The sequence below is a fragment of the Asticcacaulis taihuensis genome (genome assembly GCF_900100255.1).
GTDB classification, from domain to species: Bacteria; Pseudomonadota; Alphaproteobacteria; order Caulobacterales; family Caulobacteraceae; genus Asticcacaulis; species Asticcacaulis taihuensis.
Genome location: NZ_FMTS01000005.1, coordinates 38565 through 63339 on the forward strand (window position 1 = coordinate 38565; position 24775 = coordinate 63339).

Below are 24775 nucleotides of genomic sequence, written 5' to 3' on the forward strand. Positions count from 1 at the left end.
GCCGGCCGCAACCGGATTTGCCAACGCGCTCCAGGCGCAGAAAGCCTTTTTTCAGCAGGTTAGCGCGCCCAAAATCACGCCCGCCACCTATACGGCGGCCGATGTCGCCAAGGCCACCGGAAGTGCCTCCCCTGCGCCGGCGCAGCCGCCCGTCGCGCAGGACACCAGCCAGCCTCTGCGCCGGCCCGGCTCTTACCTCAACATCGTGGTTTAGCCAGTTTTAGCGTAGCGCATTTTTTTCAAAAGATTGAAAGCGCTTGCTTTCGCAAGGAAAATTGTGTTCTCTAAACGGAAATCCGCTTAAGCGGACGGGGATTTAGGGATGATGGACACCATATCAGGCAAGGTCAGGCTTGAAGATATCGCACGGATCGCCGGCGTATCGGTCGCCACGGTTTCGCGCGCCCTGAACGATTCCCCCGCCGTCAACCGCGTCACCAAACGGCGTGTCTGGAAGATCGCCCGCGACCACAATTACGTCCTGAACCAGGACATGCCGATGTCGATGTCCGGCTCGCAGGCCACCATCGCCATTGTCATCCCGCCGCCGCATGGCCGCGAAGGCCGGTTTTCCGATCCCTTCTATCAGGAACTGATTTCGGCGGTGGGCGAGGCCGCGCGCGATATGGGCTGCGACCTCCTGCTGTCACACCTGACGCCGAGAAGCCAGAACGACCTCGCCACCCTGATGGCCAATATCAAGGCCGACGGCGTCATCTTCCTTGGCCAGAGCTACCTGCACGACCGCTTCAATCACCTGGCCAACTCAACCAACAAGTTTATTGTCTGGGGTCAGGAAATCCCCGGCCAGAAATACTGCACGGTTGGTTCCAATAACCTTCAGGGCGGCACGCGCGCCACCTCCCACCTGGTACGCCTGGGGCGCAAACGTATCGCCTATTTCGGCGAGACGGAAGGCGTGGAGATGAAGCTGCGCTATCAGGGCTACCTCAATGTCCTGTCGGAGAATGACCTGGCGCCCGATCCGCGCCTGGTTGTTTCGACCCATTTCGAAATCGCCTCCGCCGAGGCCGCCGTCCTTAACCTGATCAACAAGGGGATCAAATTCGACGGCCTCTTCGCCTGCTCCGATATCATCGCCTTCGGCGCTATCCGCGGCCTGATGCGCGCCGGCCTGCGCGTACCGGAAGATGTCTCCGTGGTGGGGTATGACAATATCACCCTGGCCAGCCTCACCCATCCGTCTCTGACCACCATATCCCAGGATCTGGCGCGCGCCGGCAAGCTGATGGTCTCCAAGCTGATCGGCTCCATTTCCAATGATGAGAGCCATTCGGAAATCGTCTCCACGGAGCTGGTTGTCCGCGAATCCTGCGGCGGCTGACATCTCACATTCGTTCCGTCAGCGGTAAACGCTGTCATGACCCGTAGGATGTTAGCGCTATCTTTTGCATATTTTTGCAATTTTTTGCGATTTTCGTCAAAAACAAATCGACAGACTTCCGCCCGCATATAGCGTAATAATCGGGATATTATACGATATTTTCGCCTAAATATGCCCCAAATTTCTCAATTTCGTATCTTGAAAGCCACATGATTACGAAATGTACAGGTTTCCGTCTGCAAAATTTTGCAAGGCATTGCAAAAAGAACCGCGTTGTATAGATACTCACGTTCAACAGGCGCCGTCAGAGTGCCGTGAGGGTTGAGATGTCTAAAGGCGAATGTCCTGCATTGAGAACAGGGCAAGCGTTGAAGATCGAAACGCAACACCAGGAGGAAACCTTATGCGTAATTCCAAGGGTCAAAATGCAGCGCTGCGTACGCGCCTGCTGACCTGTGGCGCCACCGCGGCCATTGCAACGGCCTGCGCTTTCGCCGTCCCCGTTATGGCCCAGGATACGGCCGCCGCCCCCGCACCTGCTGAAGATACCACCACGATCGTGGTCACCGGTATCCGCCGCGGCATCCAGGACGCCATCTCGGCCAAGAAGAAGTCATCCCAAATCGTTGAAGCCGTTTCGGCCGAAGACATCGGCAAGCTGCCGGACGCCTCGATCGCTGAATCGATCGCCCGCCTGCCGGGCATCGCCGCCCAGCGCACCAATGGCCGCGCCCAGACGCTCAGCATCCGCGGCCTTGGCCCGGACTTCACCCTGACCACGTTGAATGGCCGCGAGCAGGTGTCTACCAACGACAACCGCTCGGTCGAATTCGACCAGTATCCGTCCGAACTGATCAGCCAGGTCGTGGTCTACAAGACACCGAACGCCGGCATGGTGGCGCAAGGGTTGTCCGGCACCGCCGACCTGCAGACCGTGCGCCCGCTGGCCTATGGCAAGAAAGCCTTCGCCGTCAACCTGCGCGGTGAAATGAACTCGGAAGATGCGGCCATCGGCGGCATGAAGAATACCGGCAACCGCTTCTCGGCGATGTATATCGACCAGTTCGCCAACAAGACCATCGGCCTGGCGCTCGGCTATGCACACACCGACTCGCCTTACCAGACCCAGAAGAAGGAATCCTGGGGCTTCCCGTCCTGCTCGGCCTGTCTGCCGGCGGATCAGTCGCTGTTGATTACCGGCGGTGAAAAGGATGCCGTCGATTCGTCGAACCTGAAGCGTGACGGCTATATGGGCGTCCTGGAATTCAAGCCGAATGACCAGTTGCACGTTACCCTCGATGCCTATCACTCGGATTTCAACGAGTTGCAGCGTATCGCCCGCCTCGAATATCCGCTGGCCTGGGGCGCCAACCAGCTTCAGCCCGGCTACACGACCAATGACGAGTTCGTCACTCATGGCGTCTTCACCGGCGTCAAGACCGTGGTTGAAAACTACATCAACCAGCGCAAGTCCAAGCTCGATTCGTTCGGTGCCAATGTCAATTACGACCTGAACGATCACTGGTCGCTGATGGCCGATCTCAGCACCTCCAAGGTGGTGCGTGACGACGCCCTGATCGAATCCACCGCCGGCACCGGCCCCAGCGGTTCGGGCGCGACCGACACCATCACTTTCGACCAGGGCGCCTATGGCCTGACCACTATCTCTGGCGTGGTCGACTACAGCGATTTCGACACGGTCTTCCTGACGGATCCCGGTGGCTGGGGCGGTCCGCTGGCCAACCGCGCCGGCTATGTCAAGACGCCGCACATCACCGACGAAATCAAGGCGGCCAAGGTCGCGGCGTCGCGCAAATTCGACAACGGCTTCCTGAGCGGCGTCACCTTCGGTTTCAACCACACCGAACACACCAAGGCCAAGGTCGGGGTTGAAGGCTATATCGGCATCAAGGGCGCCGCCTACGCCGTGGTTCCGGAAGCCTACCGCACCGGCACCACCGATGCGAACTTCCTCGGCAACAACAGCGGCATGATCTCCTATGATGCCCTTGGCCTCTACGAATCCGGCTTCTTCGCCTTCAAGGAAGACACCACCACGGCCTCGCTGCAGAAGACCTGGTCGGTGACGGAAAAGATCGACTACGCCTATATTCGTGCCGATATCGACACCACCCTGTTCAATATCCCGGTGACCGGCAATATCGGCGTCATGTCTGAACACGCCGACCAGAAGGCCGTGTCGCTCTATACCACCGGCGGCGGCGATTCCGCGCCCGTCACCGGCGGTACGAACTATACCGACCTCCTGCCGTCGCTCTCGCTGAACTTCGCCGTGGCGGACGACACCACCCTGCGCTTCGGCGCCGGCACCACCATTGCCCGTCCGCGCATGGACGACATGGCGGCGGGCACCGGCTTCAGCGTGGTGACCGACGGCAATACCTCGGGCAGCACGATCAACGGCCAGCCTGTTTACTGGACCGGCGGCGGCGGCAACCCGAACATCAAGCCGTGGAAGTCGAACAACTACGACCTGTCGCTGGAAAAATATTTCGGCCGCAAGGGTTATGTGTCGGCAGCAGTCTTCTACAAAGACCTGACCACCTTCATTTTCAACCAGTCGATCATCCACGACTATACCGGCGTACCACTGCCGAGCTACTGTACGGTGACCAGCGGCACAACAACGACCTTCGTGTGTAACAATGCCGACGCAAACCGCATCGGCCTGACGACGGCCCAGGCCAACGGCCAGGGTGGTTACATCAAGGGCCTGGAATTGTCGGCCTCCGTCCCCGGCGAACTGCTGTGGGCGCCGCTCGATGGCTTCGGCGTGATCGTATCGGGTTCGTTCAACGATTCGAGCATCAACCCGACCGGCCATGCCAATATGGATGTGCCGGGCCTTTCCAAGCGCGTGATCAATGCCACGCTCTACTATGAAAAGTACGGCTTCTCCGCCCGTATCAGCGGCCGCAACCGTGCCGACTTCCTGGGCGAGGTGCCGAACTACACCAACACCCTGGAAAACCAGTGGGTGCATGGCGAAACGGTGTATGATGCCCAGCTCGGCTATGCCTTCGAGAATGGTCCGCTCAAGGGCTTCTCGCTGTCGCTCTCGGCGCAGAACATCACCAACGAACCCTTCACCCTCTATCAGGGCAAGGGCCAGCGCGACCATACCATCCGCGAGGAAAAATATGGCAGCACCTACCTCTTCGGTGTCAACTACCGCTACTAAAACCTGACCCATGTCAGAACGCATCCGCCGGTCTTCGGATCGGCGGATGTTTTTGTTTGGGAAGTGTGTAATCTACGAAAAAAACGGGGATATCCATGCCAGCAGAACCCATCCGAAAACTCGTCATTCTGGGCGGCGGCACGGCCGGCTGGATGGCGGCGGCCATGGCCTCACGGACCTGGGGCAAGCGCCTCAACATCACCCTGGTCGAATCCGAGGCCATAGGCACGGTCGGGGTCGGGGAAGCGACCATCCCGCCCCTGATCAAGCTGCTGCGGTTCTTAGGACTCGATGAAGACGTGACCCTGCGAAATATCCAGGGCACGTTCAAGTTCGGCATCGAATTCGACGGCTGGCGGCGCAAGGGCGAAAGCTACATGCATTCCTTCGGTACGCCGGGCGCCCCCATCGGCATCGTCCCCTTTTATCAGTACTGGCTGCGCCGTCATCTAGCCGGCGAGGACTGCGGGTCTCTGTGGGATTACAGCCTGAATACGCAGGTTTCCTATGCCGGGAAAATGTCGCGCGAGCCACGGATCGAAGGCAATCTGCCGGGGCCGGAACGCGCCTTCCATTTCGATGCCGGCCTGCTGGCGCAGTTCATGCGCCGCGGTTGCGAGGCATCGGGCGTGGTGCGGCACGAGGGCAAGGTCTCCGGCGTCAACCTGCGGCCGGAAGACGGCTTTATCGAGAGCCTGACCCTGGACAGCGGCGAAGTCATTGCCGGCGATATGTTCATTGACTGCTCCGGCTTTGTCGGCGTCCTGATCGAGGGCGCGCTGAAGGCCGGTTATGAGGACTGGACGCACTGGCTGCCCTGCGACCGCGCGGTGGCCGTGCCCTGCACTTTGCCAGCGGATAAATCTGTCGGAATCCTGCCCTATACGCGCTCCACGGCCCATGTGGCGGGCTGGCAATGGCGCATTCCGTTGCAGCACCGCACCGGCAATGGTCATGTCTTCTGCTCTGGCGCCATGACTAATGACGAAGCCACGCGCATCCTGCTGGAAAACCTCGATGGCGAACCGCTGGCCGACCCGCGCGTCATCGGTTTCCGCACCGGACGGCGCAAGGCGACCTGGGTCAAGAATTGTGTCGCGCTGGGCCTGGCTTCCGGCTTCATGGAGCCGCTGGAATCGACCTCCATCCATCTGGTCCAGTCGGTCATGACGCGCTTTCTCGACTTCTTCCCGGACAAGGACTTCAATCCGGTCGAGATCGAGGAGTTCAATCGCCGTTGCCGTCGGGAATACGAATATATCCGCGACTTCCTGGTGCTGCACTACCACGCCAACGAACGCGACGAACCCTTCTGGCGCGACTGCCGCACCATGGCCATACCGGACTCGCTGGCGCACAAGATGGACTATTTCCGGCAACACGGGCGGCTGCTGGTCGAGGAGGGCGATCTGTTCCGTGAGGATAGCTGGGTGCAGGTGCTGATCGGCCAGGGCATCATGCCGAAGGCGGCCTCGCCGCTGACAGAAACCGTGGGGCAGGAGGCGCTAGCCAGTTTCATGAGCGGCATGAAGATGGCCATGGACAAGGCCGTGACGGCCATGCCGTCGCACGATGCGTTTATCGCGCGCCACTGCGCAGCCACTACCGTTTAAAGATTGGCCTTAAGCCAATCGGCCGCATCGGCGCGCAGCGGCGCCTTTTTACGGAAGGGCACGGAGAAGACCGCCGCTGTATCCGGATGGGTCAGGTTGTCGTAGAGCCTGAGCGTCACGTCGGTGCCGGCCGTCTTCAGTCGGGTATCGAGATTGACCGCATTGTGGACGCCGACCACCGTGTCGGCGCGGCTCTGCATCAGCAGGAAGCGCGTATCCAGCTTGCGCGCATAAGTCACAGGTTGCGTCTCCTCCGGTCTCGGCCACTGGCCGAAGGCCTCTTTTGAGGCCGGCACATCGAACGGATAGAAATCGTAGGGCCCGGCAATCCCGACGCACGCTTTCACAGGTGACGGTTCGCCCAGGTAACGCGGATCGAGCACCATCATGGCCGCTTCATAGCCACCAGCGGAATGGCCGATCACGGCCAGACGCCGGATATTACCGCCATAGGCGCCGGCGTGAGCTATGACATGCTTCATGGCCAGGGCATTGTCTTCGAGGAAGACCGGGTAAAGCACCTGCGGCACCAGACGGTAATCCGGGATGACCACCAGATAGCCCAGGGCTGCCAGGGAATGCCCCATCCACACATAGTCGGCTTTCGAGCCTGAATTCCAGCCGCCGCCATAGAAGAAGACCAGCACCGGCAGATCATGACCGCTGCCTTTCGGCGCATAGATATCCAGCTTTTGCCGTGGATCGTCGCCAAACGGCACATCGCGCGCCACACGCGTGGCCTCGTCCTTCGGCGTGAAGGTGTTGAACAGGGACAGGGTGTTGCAGGCGGCCAGAAGCGGCGCGAGGCCCAGCACGGCGAGCAGGGAACGTCTGGCCATGCGCTCAGGCATTTAAACTGACGCTGGATTTTTCGGTCGGCGGCTTCGGCCGCAGGCGCATACCCTTGAGGAACAGCAACAACGCCTCCCAGTGAATGCCCCAGACAACACCGAGCGTCATCAGCGGCATGGTAAAAAAGAGATACAGCAGGGTTTGGTCACGCAGTGGTTTTCGCAAGGCTGTAAAACCGGCGAACAGAACTTGCTGATCGCCTTTTTTCAGGTCAATTTTCAATGCGAAGGTCTCGGCCGGTTCGATCAGGTCGAAGCTGTAGGCCATGTCCATATCCATGAAGGGCGAGACATGCAGTCGCTTTTCACTGGCCTGGCGGATGCGCTTACCCGCCTGCCGGACCGGCAGGACATAGGAATGGCGGTCGCCAAAGGTGTTATTGACCTCATAAACCACCGCCTTCATGACACCATCGCCTGATTGCAGGAAATAGAGGCTGATCGGATTGAAGACAAAACCGAGCACGCGCGGCATGGCCATCAGGAACAACCGGTCACCGCGAGCATATAGTCCGTGTCCGGATAATAACTTCGCCACCCGATCACGCAGCGGCGCTGTCCGGGCCTGCGCCTTGTCCGGCCCATGGTTGCGGTCATGAAAGCTGAACAGGTTGAAGCGATTATGGGAGAAGAAACGCGTCTCTTTGGGCTCATCGAGATCGATCAGCATCTGGAAAATGCGGTAGCTCAGGCGGTGGGCCTTCGGCACAAACCGCTGATGGATGACCTCACCTGTGTAAATCCCACTTTTCACTATTCTGCCGCCTCACGCACCGGTTCTTCCCACGGATTGTAGGCAATGCGGCTCTGGCGCCAGTCGAAATCCCACGGCCGGCGTTTACCCGTGATCGCCTCGGCAACGGCCAGGCCCGATTGCAGGCCGTCCTCATGGAAGCCGGAGCCGAAATAGGCGCCGCAGAACCAGCTATGGTTATGGCCCTGCAAATCCCCCAGCCGACTTTGTGCCGCTATTGCGCGGGCATTGAACAGCGGATGCTCGAACACGATGCGCTTGATGACTTTCGCCGGGTCTACCGCGTGTGTCGGGTTGAGGGTAACGAAATAGTTTCGGTCGGTTTTCAGCACCTGCAACAGGTTCATCCAGTAGGTGACGCAAAGCTGCTGCTCATTGGACGCCGAACGTTCGCCCATATAGTTCCAGCTCGACCAGGCCGCCCGGCGCCGTGGCATGAAGGCGGCATCGGTGTGCAGCACTACCTCGTTGGGGGTATAGGTAAAGGCGCCGAGGGTTTCGCTCTCATCTGCCGTGGCATCGGCCAGCATTTTCAGCGTGACATCGGCATGGGTGGCGAAAACCACCTGGTCGAACAGATGACTGACGCCATTCTGATCGTGAAGCACCACGCCTTTCGGGCCGCGCGTCACGCGCCTGATGGCCGTCTGGGTGCGGATACGATCAGCAAACGGCGCGACCAGTTTTGTCACATAGGCTTGCGCACCGCCGATGACGCTGCGCCACAGGATGCGATCCATGATCTGCAACAGGCCGTGGTTCTCGAAAAAGGCGATAAAGGCGCGGAACGGGTAGTCCATGATCTGACTGGCCGAGGTCGACCAGATGGCGGCGGCCTGCGGCAACAGGTGATCGTCGATAAAGGCGCGGCCGTAATTGCGGTCCTTTAGGTAATCGCCCAGCCGGTAGTTCTCGCGGGCGCGGGCCGCATGGTCTTTCGGCGCCTCACGGTAGAAGCGCATAATGTCGAGCAGCAGGGAGAGGAAGCGTGGACGGAACAGGTTGCGCGTCTGGGCGAACAGCCCTTTCAGGCCCAGGCTCGAATATTCCAGCCGGCCCTTGTCGATCGAGACGCCGAACGACATGTCGGAAAGCTGGTGCGGCACATCCAGATGTTTGAACAATTGCACGAGATTAGGATAGCAGGGCTCATTGAAAACGATAAACCCCATATCCACCCACAGCGGATTATCCGCCGTGCCGACATTGACGGAATGGCTGTGGCCACCGACCTCGGCCTCGCTTTCAAAAACGGTGATATCGCAGGTGTCATTCAGCATCCAGGCCGCTGACAGGCCGGCAATACCGGTGCCGATAATGGCGATTTTGGACTTCGCGGGGGTAACCATTGAACTGCCGTTGTGCTTGCTTTTGATATGCAGGGTTTACGCCCGCCCCGGCCGCATGGATCACCGGGGTGTGATCCAGTCCCTGTGACGCGCCGTAGAAGCAGCAGATACGCGAAAACAACCCGCCTGATAGCTGAATTCCTGAAACGGACAAAATGCACTTTGACCGCGCCCTCACAATCGGCTCTTCTGTCCGCATGATATCGCCGGACTCGAAAAACTGCGCCGAAACGCCCGAAGCGCTCATCACGCGCATTGCCGGCACAAGGGACCGCGCCGCCTATGCCACCCTGTTCACCCGTTTCGCGCCCCGGATCAAGGCCTTTGTCATGGGCCAGGGGATGACGGCGCAGGAGGCCGAAGACCTGGCGCAGGAAGCTCTGCTCAATGTCTGGCGCAAGGCGCACATGTTCGACGCCTCCAAAGCCTCGGCGGTGACATGGATCTATTCCATTGCCCGCAACCTGCGAATCGATGCCGCGCGCAAGGCCAAACGGGTCAGGGAACTGCCCGAAGACCTGTGGCAAGGCGATGGCGACAAGGCGGCCGACGAGCAGATTGTCGACACGCAATCGGCGCAGATTATTAAGAAGATGCTGGATGCCCTGCCGCCCGAACAGAAGGATATCCTGCGCTTGTCCTTCTATGAAGACCTGTCGCAAAGCGATATCGCCAAGACCCTGTCCATTCCGCTGGGAACCGTTAAATCCCGCCTGCGCCTGGCCATGACGCGCCTGCGCACCGCCATGGACGGCAAGAGTACCGGAGTAAAATCATGAGTGCCATTCACCATCCGGGTGAAGACCTTTTGTGGGACTATTTCCGCGGCGCGCTGGCGCCCGGCCTGCGCCTGAGCGTCAGCACACACCTCGACCTTTGCCCGCAGTGCCGGGATGACCTGCGGGTCTTCACAGCGATCGGCGGCGCCCTGCTGGAAACGACGGAAGGCGTGGCGATGTCGGATAATGCGCTGGACCTGGCCCTGGCCCGGATTGAAAGACCGGTCGACCTTCCGGAAGTGAGCGATGCGCCCGCCCCGGCCAGGCGGCCGGCGTTTCTCGAAGGCTTCGAGTTGCCGCCCTCGCTGCAAAGCGCCGAAATCCGTGGCCGTTATTTTGTGGCGCCCGGTGTCTGGATGGCGCCCATCGCCTTGCCGGGTGAGCCCAGAGCGGCGAAGACCTATCTGATGTGCGTAAAAGCCGGCATGGAAATGCCCGAGCATACCCATCGCGGACGGGAAATTACCGTCATGCTCCAGGGGCAATACCGGGACCACAAGGGGCTTTACCAGCGCGGCGATTTCACCCAGTGCGACGAGGCTGATGACCGCCATATGCCAGTCATGATGGGTGATGTCGATTGCCTGTGCCTGGTGGCGCAGGAAGCCGCGATCATCCCCAAGACCTGGCTGGGCTGGCTGCTGAAGCCCATTGCGAGGATCTAGGCCATGATCCGAGCTTTTATGGTCACGCTCTTACTCGTGCTGGTCATCATGCTGGCCCTGGATTTTGCCTGGCTCAGCCTGACGGCCGAATCCCTTTACCGCCCCAACATGGCCGGCCTGATGCGTGCAAAGCCCGATCTTGTTCCGGCGGCGGCCTTTTACGGGCTTTACGGCGTTAGCCTGACCTGGCTGGTCCTGTTTCCGGTGCTTTTCGGTGGCCGCGGCCGCCCCTCTCTCATCGATCTGTCGATAAAGTCCGCCCTGTTCGGCCTGGCAGCTTACGGCACCTATGACCTGACGGCCCTGGCGGTGATCCGGGACTGGCCGCTGCGCCTGAGCCTGATCGATATGGCCTGGGGTATGGTTATCACCCTGACCACGGCGCTGCTGACAGCGGGCGTGCTTAAGCTCCTGAAGCTCAGACTTTAGGCCGGCCTTTCGCCACCGCCACCTTCGAGCGCGGCGGACGGCCCAGCACATCCGATATCTGCCAGGCCGCCGGTACGATGGCATCGAGATCAACACCGGTCTCAATGCCCAGTCCATTCAGCATATAGAGCACATCCTCGGTCGCCACATTGCCTGATGCGCCCGGCGCATAGGGGCAGCCGCCCAGACCGCCCACCGAGGAATCGATGGTGGCAATACCGTAATCCAGGCTGGTCAGGATATTGGCCAGGGCCTGGCCGTAGGTATCATGGAAATGCACGGCCAGTTTGTCCGCCGGTATGACCTTCAGCACCGTATCGAGCAGGCGCGCCACATCTCCAGGCGTCCCGACACCGATCGTATCACCCAGCGAAATTTCATAGCAGCCCATGTCGAGCATCCGTTCCGCCACCCGCACCACGGCTTCGGGCTGGACCGGCCCTTCATAGGGACAGGCGATGACAGTCGAGACATAGCCGCGCACCCGAATATGGTCGCGCGCTGCCGACTCCATCACGAAGCCAAAGCGTTCCAGGCTTTCCTCTATCGAACAGTTGATATTCTTCTGACTGAAGGCTTCCGACGCGGCGCCAAAAATAGCCACGACCTGAGCGTTAGCATCCCGCGCGGCTTCATAGCCTTTCAGATTGGGCGTCAGGACCGGATAGGTCACGCCTGGCGCGCGGGTGATACCGGCCATGACCTCGGCCGCATCGGCCATCTGCGGCACCCATTTCGACGAAACGAAACTGGTGGCCTCGATATGTGTCAATCCGGAGGCGGACAATTGATCGATCAGCGCAATCTTGTCGACGGTCGAAACACCCTCCGCTTCCGCCTGCAAGCCATCGCGCGGGCCGACCTCATAAAGGGTGACGTGCCTGGGGCGTGTCATAGCTTAAGTGCCTCCTCTGTCGCGGACTTAGCCGCAATACCTCCCCCGCACGCCACGCTACTGGGAAGGAGGTAAACGATCCTCCCCTGCGAAGCGGGGGAGGTGTCAGCGCGAAGCCCTTCAGGGCTGGTGTCGCTGACGGAGGGGGCTTTCATATCCACCATCACTTGGTTTCCTCAAACAATTCGCGCCCGATCAGCATCCGCCGGATTTCTGAAGTACCGGCGCCGATCTCATAGAGCTTGGCGTCGCGCCACAGCCGCCCGACCGGAAAATCATTGGTGTAGCCGTTGCCGCCCAGGCACTGGATGGCTTCACCGGCCATCCAGGTCGCCTTTTCGGCGGCATAGAGGATGCAACCGGCGGCGTCCTTGCGCGTCGTCTCGCCGCGATCGCAGGCCGCGGCGACGGCATAAACGTAGGCGCGGCAGGCGGCCCAGGTTGAATACATGTCGGCCAGCTTGCCCTGCATCAACTGGAAGGTGCCGATGGGACTACCGAACTGTTCGCGCTCATGAATATAGGGAATGACCACATCGAGACAGGCCCGCATGATGCCGAGCGGTCCGCCGGACAGCACCACGCGCTCGTAATCGAGGCCCGACATCAGCACGCCTGCGCCACGCCCTTCCGTACCCAGCACATTCTCGGCCGGCACCTCGCAGTCGGCGAAGACCAGTTCGCCGGTATGCGAGCCGCGCATCCCCAACTTGTCGAGCTTCTGCGCCACCGAGAAGCCGGCAAAACCCTTTTCGATCAGGAAAGCGGTCATGCCTTTCGAGCCGGCGGCAGGGTCGGTCTTGGCATAGACGACCAGAATGTCCGCGTCCGGACCATTGGTGATCCACATCTTGCTGCCATTTAGGATATAGCGGTCGCCGCGCTTGTCGGCGCGCAGTTTCATCGACACCACATCCGAGCCCGCGCCGGTTTCCGACATGGCCAGCGCCCCGACATGTTCGCCGGAGATCAGTTTCGGCAGGTATTTCGCCTTCTGCGTCTCCGTACCGTTCCGGGTGATCTGGTTGACGCACAGGTTGGAATGCGCGCCATAGGAAAGCCCGATCGAGGCCGAGGCGCGGGAGATTTCTTCCATGGCGATGGTGTGGGCGAGATAGCCCATGTTCGCGCCGCCATAGGCTTCCGGTGCCGTCAGGCCGAGCACGCCCATCTCGCCTATCTTGCGCCACAGGGGCATGGGAAACTGGTCGTCACGGTCTGCGGCCTCGGCCAGCGGCGCGATCTCGATTTCGGCGAACTTGCGCACGCCTTCGCGCAAGGAGTCTATGTCCTCGCCATGGCCGAATTGCAGATGCGGAAAATCGATCATTATTCCTCCTTATACCTCCCCAACTTGTTGGGGAGGGGGACCATCCGGCGCAGCCTTTAGGCGGAGACGGATGGTGGTGGGGTTTCTTACCTGAAGGAAGGGAATCCACAGATTACACAGATTAACACAGATTTTTCAGAGCCTTATTGTCTTCCCATTCGCCAGTTCACTTGCTCTCTTGAGCGCGGTAGCGCTCTCCTTAATCTGTGTTAATCTGTGTAATCTGTGGATTCCCTTCCCTTACTCTATCTCTACCAGCAGAGCCTTGTCGGCCACCTGATCACCAGCCGCCGCATGGACCGCCCGGACCACGCCCGCCATCGGCGCCTTCATGGTGTGTTCAATCTTCATGGCGCCCATGATCAGCAGCTTCTGGCCCTTCTCCACCGCCTCACCCACGGACACGAACACATCGATCAGCTTGCCCGGCATGGGCGCCTTGATGTCGCCGGAAACCACGGCTGCCTCACCGGCTTCCGACTTCAGGTTCAGCGGCACCTGCGGCGGCAGATTGAGCCGCCAGCCGGTGATGTCGTTCCATGGCGAGGTCGGATCGGCCGCCGAGGGCATTATCTCGCTGTCGGGCCAGGGCAGGAGCAGGCGATCCTGATGGCGGGCGATAAAGCCGGTATCGATCTCCGCCGCCGCAAACGCCGCGTCGGAAACCACCCGGCGCAGGAAGCTCAGGTTTGTCGCCAGGCCGCGCAGTTTCGTCTCGATCAGGGCTTCGCGCATCCGGTCCAGGGCCTGTTTTCGGTCCTTGCCGTGAACCACGATCTTGGCGATCATCGGATCATAAAACGGGCTGACAGTATCGCCAGCCTCGACGGCCGATTCAATGCGCGCCGCCGCCGGAAAATCGAGCCGTTCGAGCGTGCCGATGGCGGGCAGGAAATCGTTCTGCGGATCTTCGGCATAGAGCCGCGCCTCGATGGCATGGCCGGTGATGGCCAGTTCAGCTTGCGTCCTCGGCAGGAGCTCGCCCGCCGCCACGCGCAACTGCCATTCGACCAGATCAAGCCCGGTGATTTCCTCGGTCACCGGATGCTCGACCTGAAGTCGCGTGTTCATCTCCATGAAATAGAAGGGCGCACCTTCAATGCCTTTCGAGACATCGACGATGAACTCCACCGTCCCGGCCCCTCTATATTTGATGGCCTGTGCCGCCTTTACCGCCGCCTCCCCCATGGCGCGGCGCATGGCTTCCGGCAGGCCCGGCGCCGGGGCTTCCTCGATGACCTTCTGGTGGCGGCGTTGCAGCGAACAGTCGCGCTCGAACAGATGGACGACGCTCCCATGTTCGTCTGCAAACAGCTGAATCTCGATATGGCGCGGCACCTCGATATATTTCTCGATCAGCACCTTGGGATCGGAAAAGGCATTCAGCCCCTCGCGTTGCGCCGATATCAGGGCATCGGCGAAATCCTCGGCCCGATCGACCCGCCGCATCCCCTTGCCGCCGCCACCGGCCACCGCCTTGATCAACACGGGATAGCCGATGCGCGCGGCCTCCGCTGCCAGATGCTCCGCGTTCTGATCATCGCCATGATAGCCGGGCGTTACCGGCACGCCGGCGACGGTCATCAGGGCCTTGGCAGCGCCTTTCAGGGCCATGGCGCGGATGGCATCCGGCCGCGGACCGATAAAGACCAGCCCGGCATCCTCGCAGGCTTCCGCGAATTCGGCGTTTTCCGACAGGAAGCCGTAACCGGGGTGGATGGCTTCGGCGCCGGTTTCCAGCGCCGCGGCGATGATCCGGTCGCCACGCAGATAGCTGTCACTGGCCGCCGCCGGCCCGATCAATACGGCGCGATCTGCCTCGCGCACAAATGCCGCACGGGCATCGGCATCGGAATAGACCGCGACGGTCTCTACATTCATCCGTTTACAGCTACGGATAATACGTCGGGCGATTTCCCCGCGATTGGCGATCAGAATGCGTTTGAACATCAGGTCGTCCAGTGGGGTTTGCGTTTGCCGAGGAAAGCGGCAATGCCTTCGCGGCCTTCATCCGAGGCCCGGCGCGTGGCGATGCGGTGAGCGGTCAGTTCTCCCTTGTCGTCCATCTTCGTGATATCGGCGATCAGATCCTTGGCATCGGCAATGGCTTCCGGACCGCCGGCCAGCAAGGCTTCGACCACCTTGGCGCCCTCGGCTTCCAGGGCAGGGCTCACCTCGTGGATCAGACCGATACGCAGGGCCTCGGCAGCGGTGAAGCGCTCGCCTGTCAGCATGTAGCGCCGTGCCGCCGACTGTCCCACCTTGGCAATGACGAAGGGCGAGATCACCGCCGGGATAAGGCCCAGCCGTACCTCGGTCATGCCGAAACTGACCTCCGGCTGAGCGATCACGACATCACAACAGGCGACCAGCCCGACGCCGCCGCCGAGTGTCGCGCCGTGGACCAGTCCGACCACCGGCTTCGGGCAGGTATTGAGGGTGTCGAACATCTTCGCCAGGGCCAGGGCGTCCTCGCGGTTGGCATATTCGTCCTGTTCGGCGGCACGCTTCATCCAGTTGAGATCGGCGCCGGCGCTGAAACTGGCGCCATTGCCGGCCAGGACGATGACGCGAACACCATCCTGCTTGCCCAGATCGGCGAAAGCGTCGGTCAGTTCGCCGATCATGCCTTCATTGAAGGCATTATGAACGGCGGGGCGGTTGAGGGTGACGCGGACTACGCCGCGTTCGTCGGCCTCTACGGTGATATCCTGCATGGTGGGCTCCTTTGTCATTCGGCGGTTACATCCTGAAGACACCAAACCTGGTGGGGGCAATCGGAGCATTCAATGCGGCGGATAGTCCCAGGCCCAGTACGCGGCGGGTATCCGCGGGGTCGATGACGCCGTCGTCCCACAGCCGGGCGGAAGCGTAATAGGGATGCCCCTGCGCCTCGTAGGTTTCGCGGATCGGCGCCTTGAAGGCGGCCTCGTCCTCGGCGCTCCATTCGCCGCCCTTCGCCTCGATGCCGTCGCGCTTGACTGTGGCCAGCACATTGGACGCCTGTTCGCCACCCATGACCGAAATCCGCGCATTGGGCCACATCCACAGGAACCGCGGATCGTAGGCGCGGCCGCACATACCGTAGTTTCCGGCGCCATAAGATCCGCCGATGATGACGGTCAGTTTCGGCACATTGGCGCAGGCCACCGCCGTGACCATCTTGGCGCCATGGCGGGCAATGCCTTCGTTCTCATATTGGCGGCCGACCATGAAGCCGGTGATATTTTGCAGGAAAATTAGCGGGATACCGCGCTGGCAGCACAGTTCTATGAAATGCGCGCCTTTCAGCGCGCTTTCGGAAAACAGCACGCCGTTATTGGCGATGATGCCGACCGGATAGCCGTAGAGATGAGCGAAACCACAGACGAGCGTCTCGCCATACAGCTTCTTGAACTCATCGAATTCGGAGCCATCCACCAGGCGGGCAATGATTTCGCGCACATCGAAGGGCTGGCGTGTATCGGCCGGAATGATGCCGTAGATTTCCTCGGCCTCGTGAAGCGGTTCAACCACCGGCCGTGTCGCCAGCGATACCTGTTTCGGGCGATTGAGATGGCCGACAATGCGGCGGGCAATGCGCAGGGCATCGGCATCATCGGCCGCCAGGTGATCGACCACACCGGAGACGCGGGCATGGACATCGCCGCCGCCGAGGTCTTCGGCGCTCACCACTTCCCCGGTGGCCGCCTTTACCAGCGGCGGTCCGGCGAGGAAGATGGTGCCCTGATTCCGGACGATGATGGATTCATCCGACATGGCCGGCACATAGGCCCCGCCGGCAGTGCAGGAGCCCATGACCACGGCGATCTGCGGGATATCGCTGGCCGACATTTGCGCCTGATTGAAGAAGATGCGGCCGAAATCGTCCTTGTCCGGAAAGACCTCGTCCTGGTTGGGCAGGTTGGCGCCGCCGGAATCAACCAGATAGACGCAGGGCAGGTTGTTGGTCTGCGCGATCTCCTGCGCCCGCAGGTGCTTTTTGACCGTCAGCGGATAATAGGTGCCCCCCTTCACCGTGGCGTCGTTGCAGACAATAACGCATTCCGTGCCGCTGATGCGGCCAATGCCGGTGATCAGGCCCGCTGCCGGCACCTCGTCATCGTAAACCCTGTGCGCTGCCAGGGCGGAAAATTCGAGAAACGACGAGCCCGGATCGATCAGTCCGGCAACACGATCGCGGGGCAGAAGCTTGCCGCGCGCCGTGTGTTTCTCGCGTGCCGATGGCGATCCGCCTTGGGCGATTTGCGCGGTCAGGCTTCGCAGGTCATCCACCAGCGTCTGCATCCGCGCGGCATTGGCGCGAAACTCATCCGAGCCTGTGTCGATCTCGTTCCTGAAGGCGGTCATATGATCCCTGTCTCACGTTTTCAGGGGAGGATAGTACGCGCCTGACCTCAATTGGAAAAATTGATAGTCACAATTCTGTGCATAGACAATATCTATGAATAGACGCTTCCATATTGACGAAGGCAATATGGCAAGGGCGACTGCTCGCCCGAGCTGATGCGAGGAGAGCCTTAGTGGCGACTGAACGATAAAATGGAACTGTACCTTCTGCGCTATTTTCTGGCCGTGGTCGAAACCGGCAGTTTCACCAAGGCGGCGGCCGCTTGCTTGATCACCCAGCCGACGCTTTCGGCCGGCATCAAGCGGCTGGAAGAGCAATTGGGCGTCGGTCTGTTCGTTCGCAACAACAAACGCGTTTTCCTGACCACGGCGGGTACGCGCTTCCTGCCGCGTGCCAAGGCGATCCTGCATGAGGTTAATATGGCCGCGGCCGAGATCGCGCGGACCGAGACCGCCGATGTGTTGCGGCTGGGCGTGCTGCAAACCCTGCCGGCGGCCCTGGTGGCGCGATTGCTGGCCGGTTTCTCGGCGGCGCATCCCGGCATCCGCTTCGATCTTTATGATGGCAGCGAACAGGAACTGCTCAATCGCCTGGATGAACGCGGCCTGGACTATGCGCTTTCCCTGCGCCGAGTAGATGACGATAGCAGCCTGCCGCTATTTGAGGAAGGCTACAAGTTGGCCCTGCCTGTCACGCACTGTCTGGCGGGCGAGGCCGTCATACGCGGCGAAGACCTGGCCAATGACTCGATGATCGTCCGCTCGCGCTGCGAGGTGCTCAGCGAAACCAGCCGGCACTTTACCGATCGCAATGTCCGTCCACCGCTGGTCTATCGCACGGCGCAGGACGAGCGCGCGCTCAGCATGGTTGGCGCCGGTGTCGGCATCACCGTCATGCCGGAAAGCTACCAGTCGCCCGATGTCGTGCGGATACCCATGCGCGATTTCAATCCGCGCCGTACCGTGGCGCTGTTCTTACCCCGCTTCGCCTTGCCGGATCGCCTGACCGGCGCGGGCAAAGCCTTTCAGCGTTTCGCTGGCGGCTTCTTCGGCCACGCGGGCTGAGGCTTGCGGCATCATGTAGTCGCGGGTGATCGGCAGGGTATCGAGCCGCTTGGCCAGTTGCACCTGGAAAACCATCAGATCGCCATAGCGGAAACCCAGTTCGCACCAGCAGAGATAAAACTCCCACATGCGGCAGAAACGCTCGTCATAGAGGGCGGCGATCTCCTCGCGGTGCGCCAGGAAGCGCGCGCGCCAGTGACGCAGGGTTTCGGCATAGTGCAGACGCAGGGGCTCGATATCAGTGATGAACAGGCCGGATTTTTCCACTGAATCCGTTATTTCCGACAAACTCGGAATATAACCGCCGGGGAAGATAAATTTGTTGAGCCAGGCCGAACGCCCGCCGGTCTTGCCACGCCGGCCGATTGTATGGATCAGCGCTACGCCGTCCTCCTTCAGCCGGTCGGCCACGGTCTGGAAATAACCATCGAAGCCCGCCAACCCGACGTGCTCGAACATGCCGACACTGACAATGCGATCGAACAGCCCACTGACCTCGCGGTAATCACACAGTTCAAAACGTACCCGCGCATTGACACTGGGCGCCAGGGCGCGCTGTTCGGCCACGGCCAGTTGTTCAGTCGAAAGGGTCACGCCGGTGACATTGACGCCGGCCTGCTTCGCCAGATGCAGGGCCATGCCGCCCCAGCCGCAGCCAATATCGAGCACGCTCTGGCCCGGCGAGAGGTAAAGCTTGTCCGCAATATGGTCCTTCTTGGCGATCTGCGCCTCTTCCAGCGAGGCCTGTGGCGATTGAAAATAGGCGCAGGAATACTGCATATCCTCATCGAGAAACAGGCGATAGAGCTTTTCCGACAGGTCATAATGGTGCGCCACATTGGCGCGTGAGGCATTGAGCGAATGCGCCGGCAGGAAGCGCTTGATGCCATGCAGCAGGCGTGACAGCCAGCCTCGATCCGGCGCGTTCTGCAGGTTCAGACCAATCAGTTCCATCAGGTTCCACAGACTGCCCTTTTCAACAATCAGATCAGCCTCCATGACCGCCTCACCGAAATAGAGATAAGGGTGAAAGCCGATCTTGAAGGCCGTCCACGGGCTATTGATCCAGATGGCAACATCCAGATCGGGCCTGTCCGGTATTGAATTGCCGAAGGCATAGGTCTTGCCGGGATTGATCCGAACGGTCAGCCTGCCTTGCTGAATAAGGGTGTGAAGATATCTTTGCAGCATGGCGATCTCCAACGGTCCGGGGGCGGTAACAGAAGAAAACTGCGGGCGCAAAAAACCGATAGGGTTCACGGTTTGAGAAATAAGGAATTGGTTAAGACGGAAAGTGTGAAAACTTTTGTGCAAATCGTCATCAAAGGCGTTGACCGGCGAAAAGTTTGCCCCTATAGGTCGCCGCCTTCGCGGAGAAATCGGCGGAGACTACCACCTAAGTAAGTGCCCAGGTGGCGGAATTGGTAGACGCGCTGGCTTCAGGTGCCAGTGGCTTAACGGCCGTGAAGGTTCGAGTCCTTTCCTGGGCACCATTAGGCTATCCGGCAACGTCCGGATTTCCTTGAAAATCCCTTTAAAATGTGCTAGTTATAAGGCGTTGAGTTCATCTCCGTCCGCCGGAGTTCGCCCGCATCCCCGCATTTTGGGGGTCACTTTGGGGGTCACTCTTGACGGTTCGGTCCTTTCAAAGGGACGGGCACAGTGGCACTTTCGGACACGACTTTGCGAAATGCAAAGCCTCGCCAAACTCAGTACAAACTTCATGATGATGGCGGCTTATTCGTCATTGTCAGACCTTCAGGCGGAAAGCTTTGGCGCTTTAAGTACCGCTTCGCCGGTAAAGAGCAGCAGCTATCCTTCGGCACATATCCCGACGTCGGGTTGAAGGCGGCCAGAACGCGGCATGACGAAGCGCGTGCACTCTTGGCAGAAGGCATAGATCCCGGAGCCGAAAGAAAGCGAAAGGCGATCGCCGCTGAGATTGCAGCGTCCAACACCTTTGGGGCGATCGCAGCGGAGTTCGTCGATAAGCGGCAGCGCGACGGCATGGCGGAAGCTACAATGATCAAGCTCCGGTGGTTTGCGTCATTGTTAGAAAAGGACATGGGCACAAGGCCGGTGTCGGACATCGAACCTGTTGAATTATTGAACGCCATTAAGAAGATCGAACGCGCTGGCAACAATGAAACTGCAAAGCGGGTCCGTGCCTTCGCCGCAAGAGTGTTTCGCTACGCTGTCATTACCGGCCGATGCCGCTTCAATCCCGCCGCCGACCTTGGAGAAGCACTTGTCGCCCCAAAGGTAAAGCATCACGCCGCGCTCATCGAGCCGGAAGACGTTGGAGGTTTGCTCAGGGCGATTGAGGGGTACAAGGGTCATGGTTTAAGCCCGCTGGCTTTGAAACTCGCACCGCACGTTTTCGTTCGTCCTGGCGAACTTCGCCACGCGGAATGGAGCGAATTCGATCTCGATAAAGCCGTTTGGCGCATTCCCGCAGAGAAGATGAAAATGCGGGAAGACCATGCCGTGCCCCTATCCAACCAGGCCTTAGAGATTTTACGTGAAGCGAAAGCGTATCCGTTAAAGAGCAAATACGTTTTTCCGTCGGTGAGTTCCGGGTTAAAGCCGATGTCGGAGAATACCCTGAATGTTGCTCTCAGGCGTCTAGGCTATTCGTCGGATGAAATGACCTCGCACGGTTTCCGAAGTACAGCCAGCACGCTTCTCAATGAATCGGGTAAATGGTCTTCCGACGCCATAGAACGTGCCTTGGCTCATAAGGGCGGCGATAATGTGCGCGCAATCTATCATCGCGGAAGGCATTGGGAGGAAAGAGTGCGTATGGCGCAATGGTGGTCAGACTACCTCGACCAACTGAAGTCAGGCGCCAAAGTGCTACCATTCAAAGGTGGTAAAATCGCTTAGCGCAACGGCTCTTCTGTGGTATATTCTGACAAGGAACGGAGTGCTCCAATATGACAGTCCAAGTTGATATAGCTGACCGGCTTTATGATTATACGGATGAAGAAAAGGCGGCGGAAGCTATCGCTGAGTTTCAAGTCCTCGCTGGATTGGATGACCAAGCGATCCTTTCTCTATGGGAAAACGAAAATGACCCGCGCCGGCATGAACTGGAACGTATGATTTACGGAGCGGTCGATGCAAATGGATCAGCCAAGAGAGCCGAAGAAAACATCCCTGATGGAATTTCTCTCGCCATTAGTGAAACTGTTTAAAATGTTAATATTTGCGGGGCGTAAGCCTTCGCCGCCCGAAAGGGAGTCAAATGCTAGGGCCTCGGATTTATCCTGGGCCTTTGGTTTTTCAAGAGCGCGCGAAGCCCGATTCAGTTCAGCATGTAGCCGCTATCGGAGGTCGTTAGAAAGGCAACGAGGTCTGAATGTAGGATCAGCCGCCGGCCGCCGATCTTGATCGATTTCAACTCGCCTAATGCCATCCGCTCATAAAGAAAAGTCCGCCCCAAGCCACTGACCTTGACCGCTTCATCGATACGATAGGCAAGCTTTGTAAGTTCCGTCGGCACAGTCATTTTTGATCTCCTGGACGGTATACATCTTCCTCATTTGCCAGTTGCGCGGGCTCATTCTGCCGGTGTGCCTGCGCCAGACTATTGCCGACCGTGTGTGTGAAGCGATCAAATCGTTCTCGGCCTTTGGCAGCGGAAACCTTGTCTGGCTCAGGCAAATGCGCTGTCAGCATAAAGTCGTATTTGACATAGACAGTCAGGCTCTCAAGGATCACCTCAACATCCCTAGCAAGTCGCTCGTGCGCACGGCTCAGCCGGTCCAGCCGCATACGTATCGCCGCATCGTGCTCACCACTGCCTTTGTGTTTGAAGAACTTTCGCAAGGCCTCGCAGGCAATCGCGGATTTGGTGGTGCCTGGCGCTGCTGCCAGCCGCTCAAGCTCGTCACTCAGGTCTTGGTCGAGGTAAAGGTGGTGCTTTGGCTTCATGGCGCGCTTTCCCAAAAAGAAAGCGCCATGATGCCACTGCACAGCCCACTTCTACATCCCCCTTCTGTACGGTCCTACCGCATCCTGCCGCACTGGGGACGGTCAGGCGTCACTAGACCTCCGCAGTCCCTACCTGCCCATACCTTTGTTTCGGCCCGTTTCCCATTGGATGCCACTGCCGCGATCAATAACGGAAACCTGTTTCCCAATCTCGCGCTCCAGTTCTTTCCGCCATGGGACCAAAGTAAACTCCTTAGAGCGTTCAACGACGGCATACTTCGTGTCGACCGACATTATCATCCGGCTTAATCGGCCTTCAACTCGCTCCGACTGTTGGCTGGGCCTGTACGCCAGCCCCAAGTCCTCCGACAGTTGGACGGCCACTTGGTTCAACTGACGTTGGGCCAGTTTCTGGGTCATATCGCGGCCATAAATCACACTGCCGTCTGGCCCAGATTCAGCCAGGCCTTCCTCGATGAGCCACTGCTGCCTTTGCTTAAGGGCATTGGTAACGGCCGCCCCAAACCCATTTGCGGGTTCCTCTACGGCTTCGCCAGATAGAAGCCGCTTATCAAGCCAGGTCGGGCCGTTGTGGGCAGGTTGTCGATCGAGGGCAATTGAGGTCTCAACGTCTATCCTGGCCGGGGAGTCGCTCACCAGTCTCTTTTCGTAGGCAAGGGCGGCATCGAGATAATCCTTGCCGATCCTGAAGCTTCCCGCCGGCGCCTTCTCGATCTTCTTTGTCACACGTTCAATGGCCTGCAGTCGCCGCCGGTGAGCCTCGGCAAAATCGACACTGGCCGACCTGTCAAAGGCCAGATGGTTGGCCACGTTATAAAAGCCGTCACTGTGTGATGCGACCTTGGCAATTGTGATATCGCTTTGCCGTATCGAGGGCACCCTGGCTTCAATTGTTAGTATCGAGTTCGGCTCGATAAATGACGTTCGATCTCCCCGACCAATATCCACGACGTGAACATGACCGTCCAGACCGTCAATCACCACGTAGTGACGGTCATTGAGTTCGTCACTCAAGCCGCGGCGGATAAGAGCGCCGGTCAGGCGTGGCGGCACATTCTCGTCGGTGCGTTTAGCCGGGTCCTGATCGTGAACCAGAAAGTCGGACAGCACATCGTCGCGGCCCAGTGCCTTCATGTCGTGGGCAAGTTGTTTGATAATATCGCCACGCTCGCCTAGGCGCCTCAGGACCGGTTGCATATCGTCCCTGAGCTGCCATTCGCTCGGTCCCGTTAGCTGGGCCAGGCCAAGGCGACCAAGCATATGCAGGCGACCGGCGAGGAGGGATTGGCGGAACGTGTTACCGTCGACCGGCCGCACCAGGCCCTGCGCATCTTGACGGCCTAGCAGTTCCCTGTCGATGCTGGTGAAACGCTCCTGGGTCACCTCCGCCTGAAGGCTCGCATGTATTTCGCGCTGGGTTCGTGGCCCCAGATCAAGGCTGACTATTTCAATCGCACGCTCCCGCACACCGGATGTGATATATTCAGGCGCAATAACCAGATCCTTGCCCCGGTCATCCTTGCCGCGAATCAGGACATGCGTGTGCGGATGGCCGGTGTTGAAGTGGTCCACTGCGACCCAATCGAGTTTCGTGCCCAAATCCTGTTCCATGCTGCCCAATAGGCGCCGGGTGACGGACTTCAGGTCGTCGTATTGCACACCGTCTTCAGGGGATACGATGAAGCGGAACTGATGGCGGTCGCCCTCACTTCGGGCGAAGAATTCCCGACCGTCGGCGCGATCATCCCGCGCATTGTAAAGCTCGCCTTTCAAGCCTTCCTTCGTGACGCCATCGCGCTGGATATAACGCATGTGTGCTGCGGCCGCTGCGCGCCCCTTTCCGGCAAGCCTGACGATGCGTGATTTTACAACGACGCGCCTCTGTCTGAATGACGCGACGCTGGCCCTGGTCGCCAGCACTGAAGCTACCCCCTTGCCTCTGCTAATGCGGCTGCCAGTGAAGCGCGAAACGACCGGCTTCATCGCACCGCCGCCCCGTGCCAGGTTCGTGGCTTTGATGACCTTGTTCAGATATGCCCGACCATGCGAAATCTCACCTGATCGGGCACGTATACGGCCCAGCTTAGGGGTTACCTCTCTATTTTTCACCATCGAAATTCCTCCGATTGCCTGCAAAATTAGCAAGCAATTCAAAAGGTTTGGCAAGGTGTACAGGTTGGCGCTACGCTCG

Annotated in this window: 21 protein-coding genes and 1 tRNA gene; 10 read left to right on the top strand and 12 right to left on the bottom strand. The window is 59.6% G+C overall.

Annotation, left to right across the window (positions count from 1 at the left end; translation table 11 throughout):
- Positions 1-322 precede the first annotated feature (322 nt).
- From BLO49_RS12570 to BLO49_RS12580, 3 genes are all read left to right on the top strand, one after another.
- Complete coding sequence (locus tag BLO49_RS12570; protein ID WP_170828333.1) at positions 323-1345, top strand: LacI family DNA-binding transcriptional regulator; 1023 nt, start codon at positions 323-325, stop codon at positions 1343-1345.
- Between the two features lie 403 nt (positions 1346-1748).
- Positions 1749-4547, top strand: a complete 2799-nt coding sequence (locus BLO49_RS12575; RefSeq protein ID WP_090649157.1) for a TonB-dependent receptor — start codon at positions 1749-1751, stop codon at positions 4545-4547.
- A gap of 95 nt (positions 4548-4642) precedes the next feature.
- The gene (locus BLO49_RS12580) at positions 4643-6160 is read left to right on the top strand and encodes a tryptophan halogenase family protein (protein WP_090649160.1); all 1518 of its coding nucleotides are present in this window, start codon (positions 4643-4645) and stop codon (positions 6158-6160) included.
- Here BLO49_RS12580 and BLO49_RS12585 read toward each other — a convergent pair.
- Genes BLO49_RS12585 through BLO49_RS12595 form a run of 3 tightly spaced genes read right to left on the bottom strand, consistent with a single transcriptional unit; the run spans position 6157 to position 9114 of the window.
- Complete coding sequence (locus BLO49_RS12585; RefSeq protein WP_090649721.1) at positions 6157-6999, bottom strand: alpha/beta hydrolase; 843 nt, start codon at positions 6997-6999, stop codon at positions 6157-6159. The two genes, BLO49_RS12580 and BLO49_RS12585, sit on opposite strands and share 4 nt — an antisense overlap.
- A 4-nt stretch (positions 7000-7003) precedes the next feature.
- Positions 7004-7765: a DUF1365 domain-containing protein gene (locus BLO49_RS12590; RefSeq protein WP_090649163.1), complete on the bottom strand. Its 762-nt coding sequence runs from the start codon at positions 7763-7765 to the stop codon at positions 7004-7006.
- The gene (locus BLO49_RS12595) at positions 7765-9114 is read right to left on the bottom strand and encodes an NAD(P)/FAD-dependent oxidoreductase (protein ID WP_090649166.1); all 1350 of its coding nucleotides are present in this window, start codon (positions 9112-9114) and stop codon (positions 7765-7767) included. Before BLO49_RS12595 ends, BLO49_RS12590 begins: the two co-directional genes overlap by 1 nt.
- Positions 9115-9269: 155 nt before the next feature.
- Here BLO49_RS12595 and BLO49_RS12600 point away from each other — a divergent pair, with 155 nt between their 5' ends.
- The 3 genes from BLO49_RS12600 to BLO49_RS12610 are packed head-to-tail and all read left to right on the top strand — an operon-like array spanning position 9270 to position 10987.
- Positions 9270-9893, top strand: coding sequence for a sigma-70 family RNA polymerase sigma factor (locus BLO49_RS12600; RefSeq protein WP_090649169.1), 624 nt, complete (start codon positions 9270-9272; stop codon positions 9891-9893).
- A complete protein-coding gene (locus BLO49_RS12605) occupies positions 9890-10558 on the top strand; it encodes a ChrR family anti-sigma-E factor (protein WP_090649172.1) in 669 nt (222 codons plus the stop codon). Before BLO49_RS12600 ends, BLO49_RS12605 begins: the two co-directional genes overlap by 4 nt.
- 3 nt (positions 10559-10561) lie before the next feature.
- Positions 10562-10987 (top strand): DUF2177 family protein, encoded by a 426-nt coding sequence (locus BLO49_RS12610; protein WP_245679015.1) that lies wholly within the window; start codon positions 10562-10564, stop codon positions 10985-10987.
- On the opposite strand, the gene BLO49_RS12615 is transcribed toward BLO49_RS12610, so the two are convergent.
- The 5 genes from BLO49_RS12615 to BLO49_RS12635 all read right to left on the bottom strand — a co-directional run bounded on the left by BLO49_RS12615 (position 10977) and on the right by BLO49_RS12635 (position 17562).
- Positions 10977-11882: a hydroxymethylglutaryl-CoA lyase gene (locus BLO49_RS12615; RefSeq protein WP_090649177.1), complete on the bottom strand. Its 906-nt coding sequence runs from the start codon at positions 11880-11882 to the stop codon at positions 10977-10979. The two genes, BLO49_RS12610 and BLO49_RS12615, sit on opposite strands and share 11 nt — an antisense overlap.
- A 163-nt stretch (positions 11883-12045) precedes the next feature.
- A complete protein-coding gene (locus BLO49_RS12620; RefSeq protein ID WP_090649180.1) occupies positions 12046-13212 on the bottom strand; it encodes an isovaleryl-CoA dehydrogenase in 1167 nt (388 codons plus the stop codon).
- A gap of 240 nt (positions 13213-13452) precedes the next feature.
- Positions 13453-15162, bottom strand: coding sequence for an acetyl/propionyl/methylcrotonyl-CoA carboxylase subunit alpha (locus BLO49_RS12625; RefSeq protein WP_090649182.1), 1710 nt, complete (start codon positions 15160-15162; stop codon positions 13453-13455).
- Positions 15162-15929 (bottom strand): enoyl-CoA hydratase-related protein, encoded by a 768-nt coding sequence (locus BLO49_RS12630; protein ID WP_090649185.1) that lies wholly within the window; start codon positions 15927-15929, stop codon positions 15162-15164. The genes BLO49_RS12625 and BLO49_RS12630 overlap by 1 nt, the downstream gene beginning before the upstream one ends.
- 25 nt (positions 15930-15954) lie before the next feature.
- Positions 15955-17562: a carboxyl transferase domain-containing protein gene (locus BLO49_RS12635; RefSeq protein WP_090649188.1), complete on the bottom strand. Its 1608-nt coding sequence runs from the start codon at positions 17560-17562 to the stop codon at positions 15955-15957.
- Positions 17563-17754: 192 nt separating this feature from the next.
- On the opposite strand from BLO49_RS12635, the gene BLO49_RS12640 reads away from it, so the two are divergent.
- A complete protein-coding gene (locus tag BLO49_RS12640; RefSeq protein ID WP_090649191.1) occupies positions 17755-18627 on the top strand; it encodes a LysR family transcriptional regulator in 873 nt (290 codons plus the stop codon).
- Here the strand turns inward: BLO49_RS12640 and BLO49_RS12645 are convergent.
- Positions 18538-19818, bottom strand: coding sequence for an SAM-dependent methyltransferase (locus tag BLO49_RS12645; protein WP_245679016.1), 1281 nt, complete (start codon positions 19816-19818; stop codon positions 18538-18540). The two genes, BLO49_RS12640 and BLO49_RS12645, sit on opposite strands and share 90 nt — an antisense overlap.
- Before the next feature lie 215 nt (positions 19819-20033).
- Between BLO49_RS12645 and BLO49_RS12650 the strand changes: the two genes are divergently transcribed.
- The 3 genes from BLO49_RS12650 (at position 20034) to BLO49_RS12660 (ending at position 21824) form a co-directional block, all read left to right on the top strand.
- Positions 20034-20120 (top strand) — tRNA-Leu (locus BLO49_RS12650).
- A 169-nt stretch (positions 20121-20289) separates the two neighbouring features.
- On the top strand, positions 20290-21513 hold the full coding sequence (locus BLO49_RS12655; protein WP_090649195.1) for a tyrosine-type recombinase/integrase: 1224 nt from the start codon (positions 20290-20292) through the stop codon (positions 21511-21513).
- 50 nt (positions 21514-21563) lie between these two features.
- Positions 21564-21824 (top strand): hypothetical protein, encoded by a 261-nt coding sequence (locus BLO49_RS12660; RefSeq protein WP_090649198.1) that lies wholly within the window; start codon positions 21564-21566, stop codon positions 21822-21824.
- Between the two features lie 110 nt (positions 21825-21934).
- On the opposite strand, the gene BLO49_RS12665 is transcribed toward BLO49_RS12660, so the two are convergent.
- From BLO49_RS12665 to BLO49_RS12675, 3 genes are all read right to left on the bottom strand, one after another.
- Positions 21935-22138, bottom strand: coding sequence for a helix-turn-helix domain-containing protein (locus tag BLO49_RS12665; RefSeq protein ID WP_090649201.1), 204 nt, complete (start codon positions 22136-22138; stop codon positions 21935-21937).
- Positions 22135-22563, bottom strand: a complete 429-nt coding sequence (locus tag BLO49_RS12670; RefSeq protein WP_090649204.1) for a ribbon-helix-helix domain-containing protein — start codon at positions 22561-22563, stop codon at positions 22135-22137. Before BLO49_RS12670 ends, BLO49_RS12665 begins: the two co-directional genes overlap by 4 nt.
- 129 nt (positions 22564-22692) lie before the next feature.
- Positions 22693-24696, bottom strand: a complete 2004-nt coding sequence (locus BLO49_RS12675) for a DUF3363 domain-containing protein (RefSeq protein WP_090649207.1) — start codon at positions 24694-24696, stop codon at positions 22693-22695.
- Positions 24697-24775 lie beyond the last annotated feature (79 nt).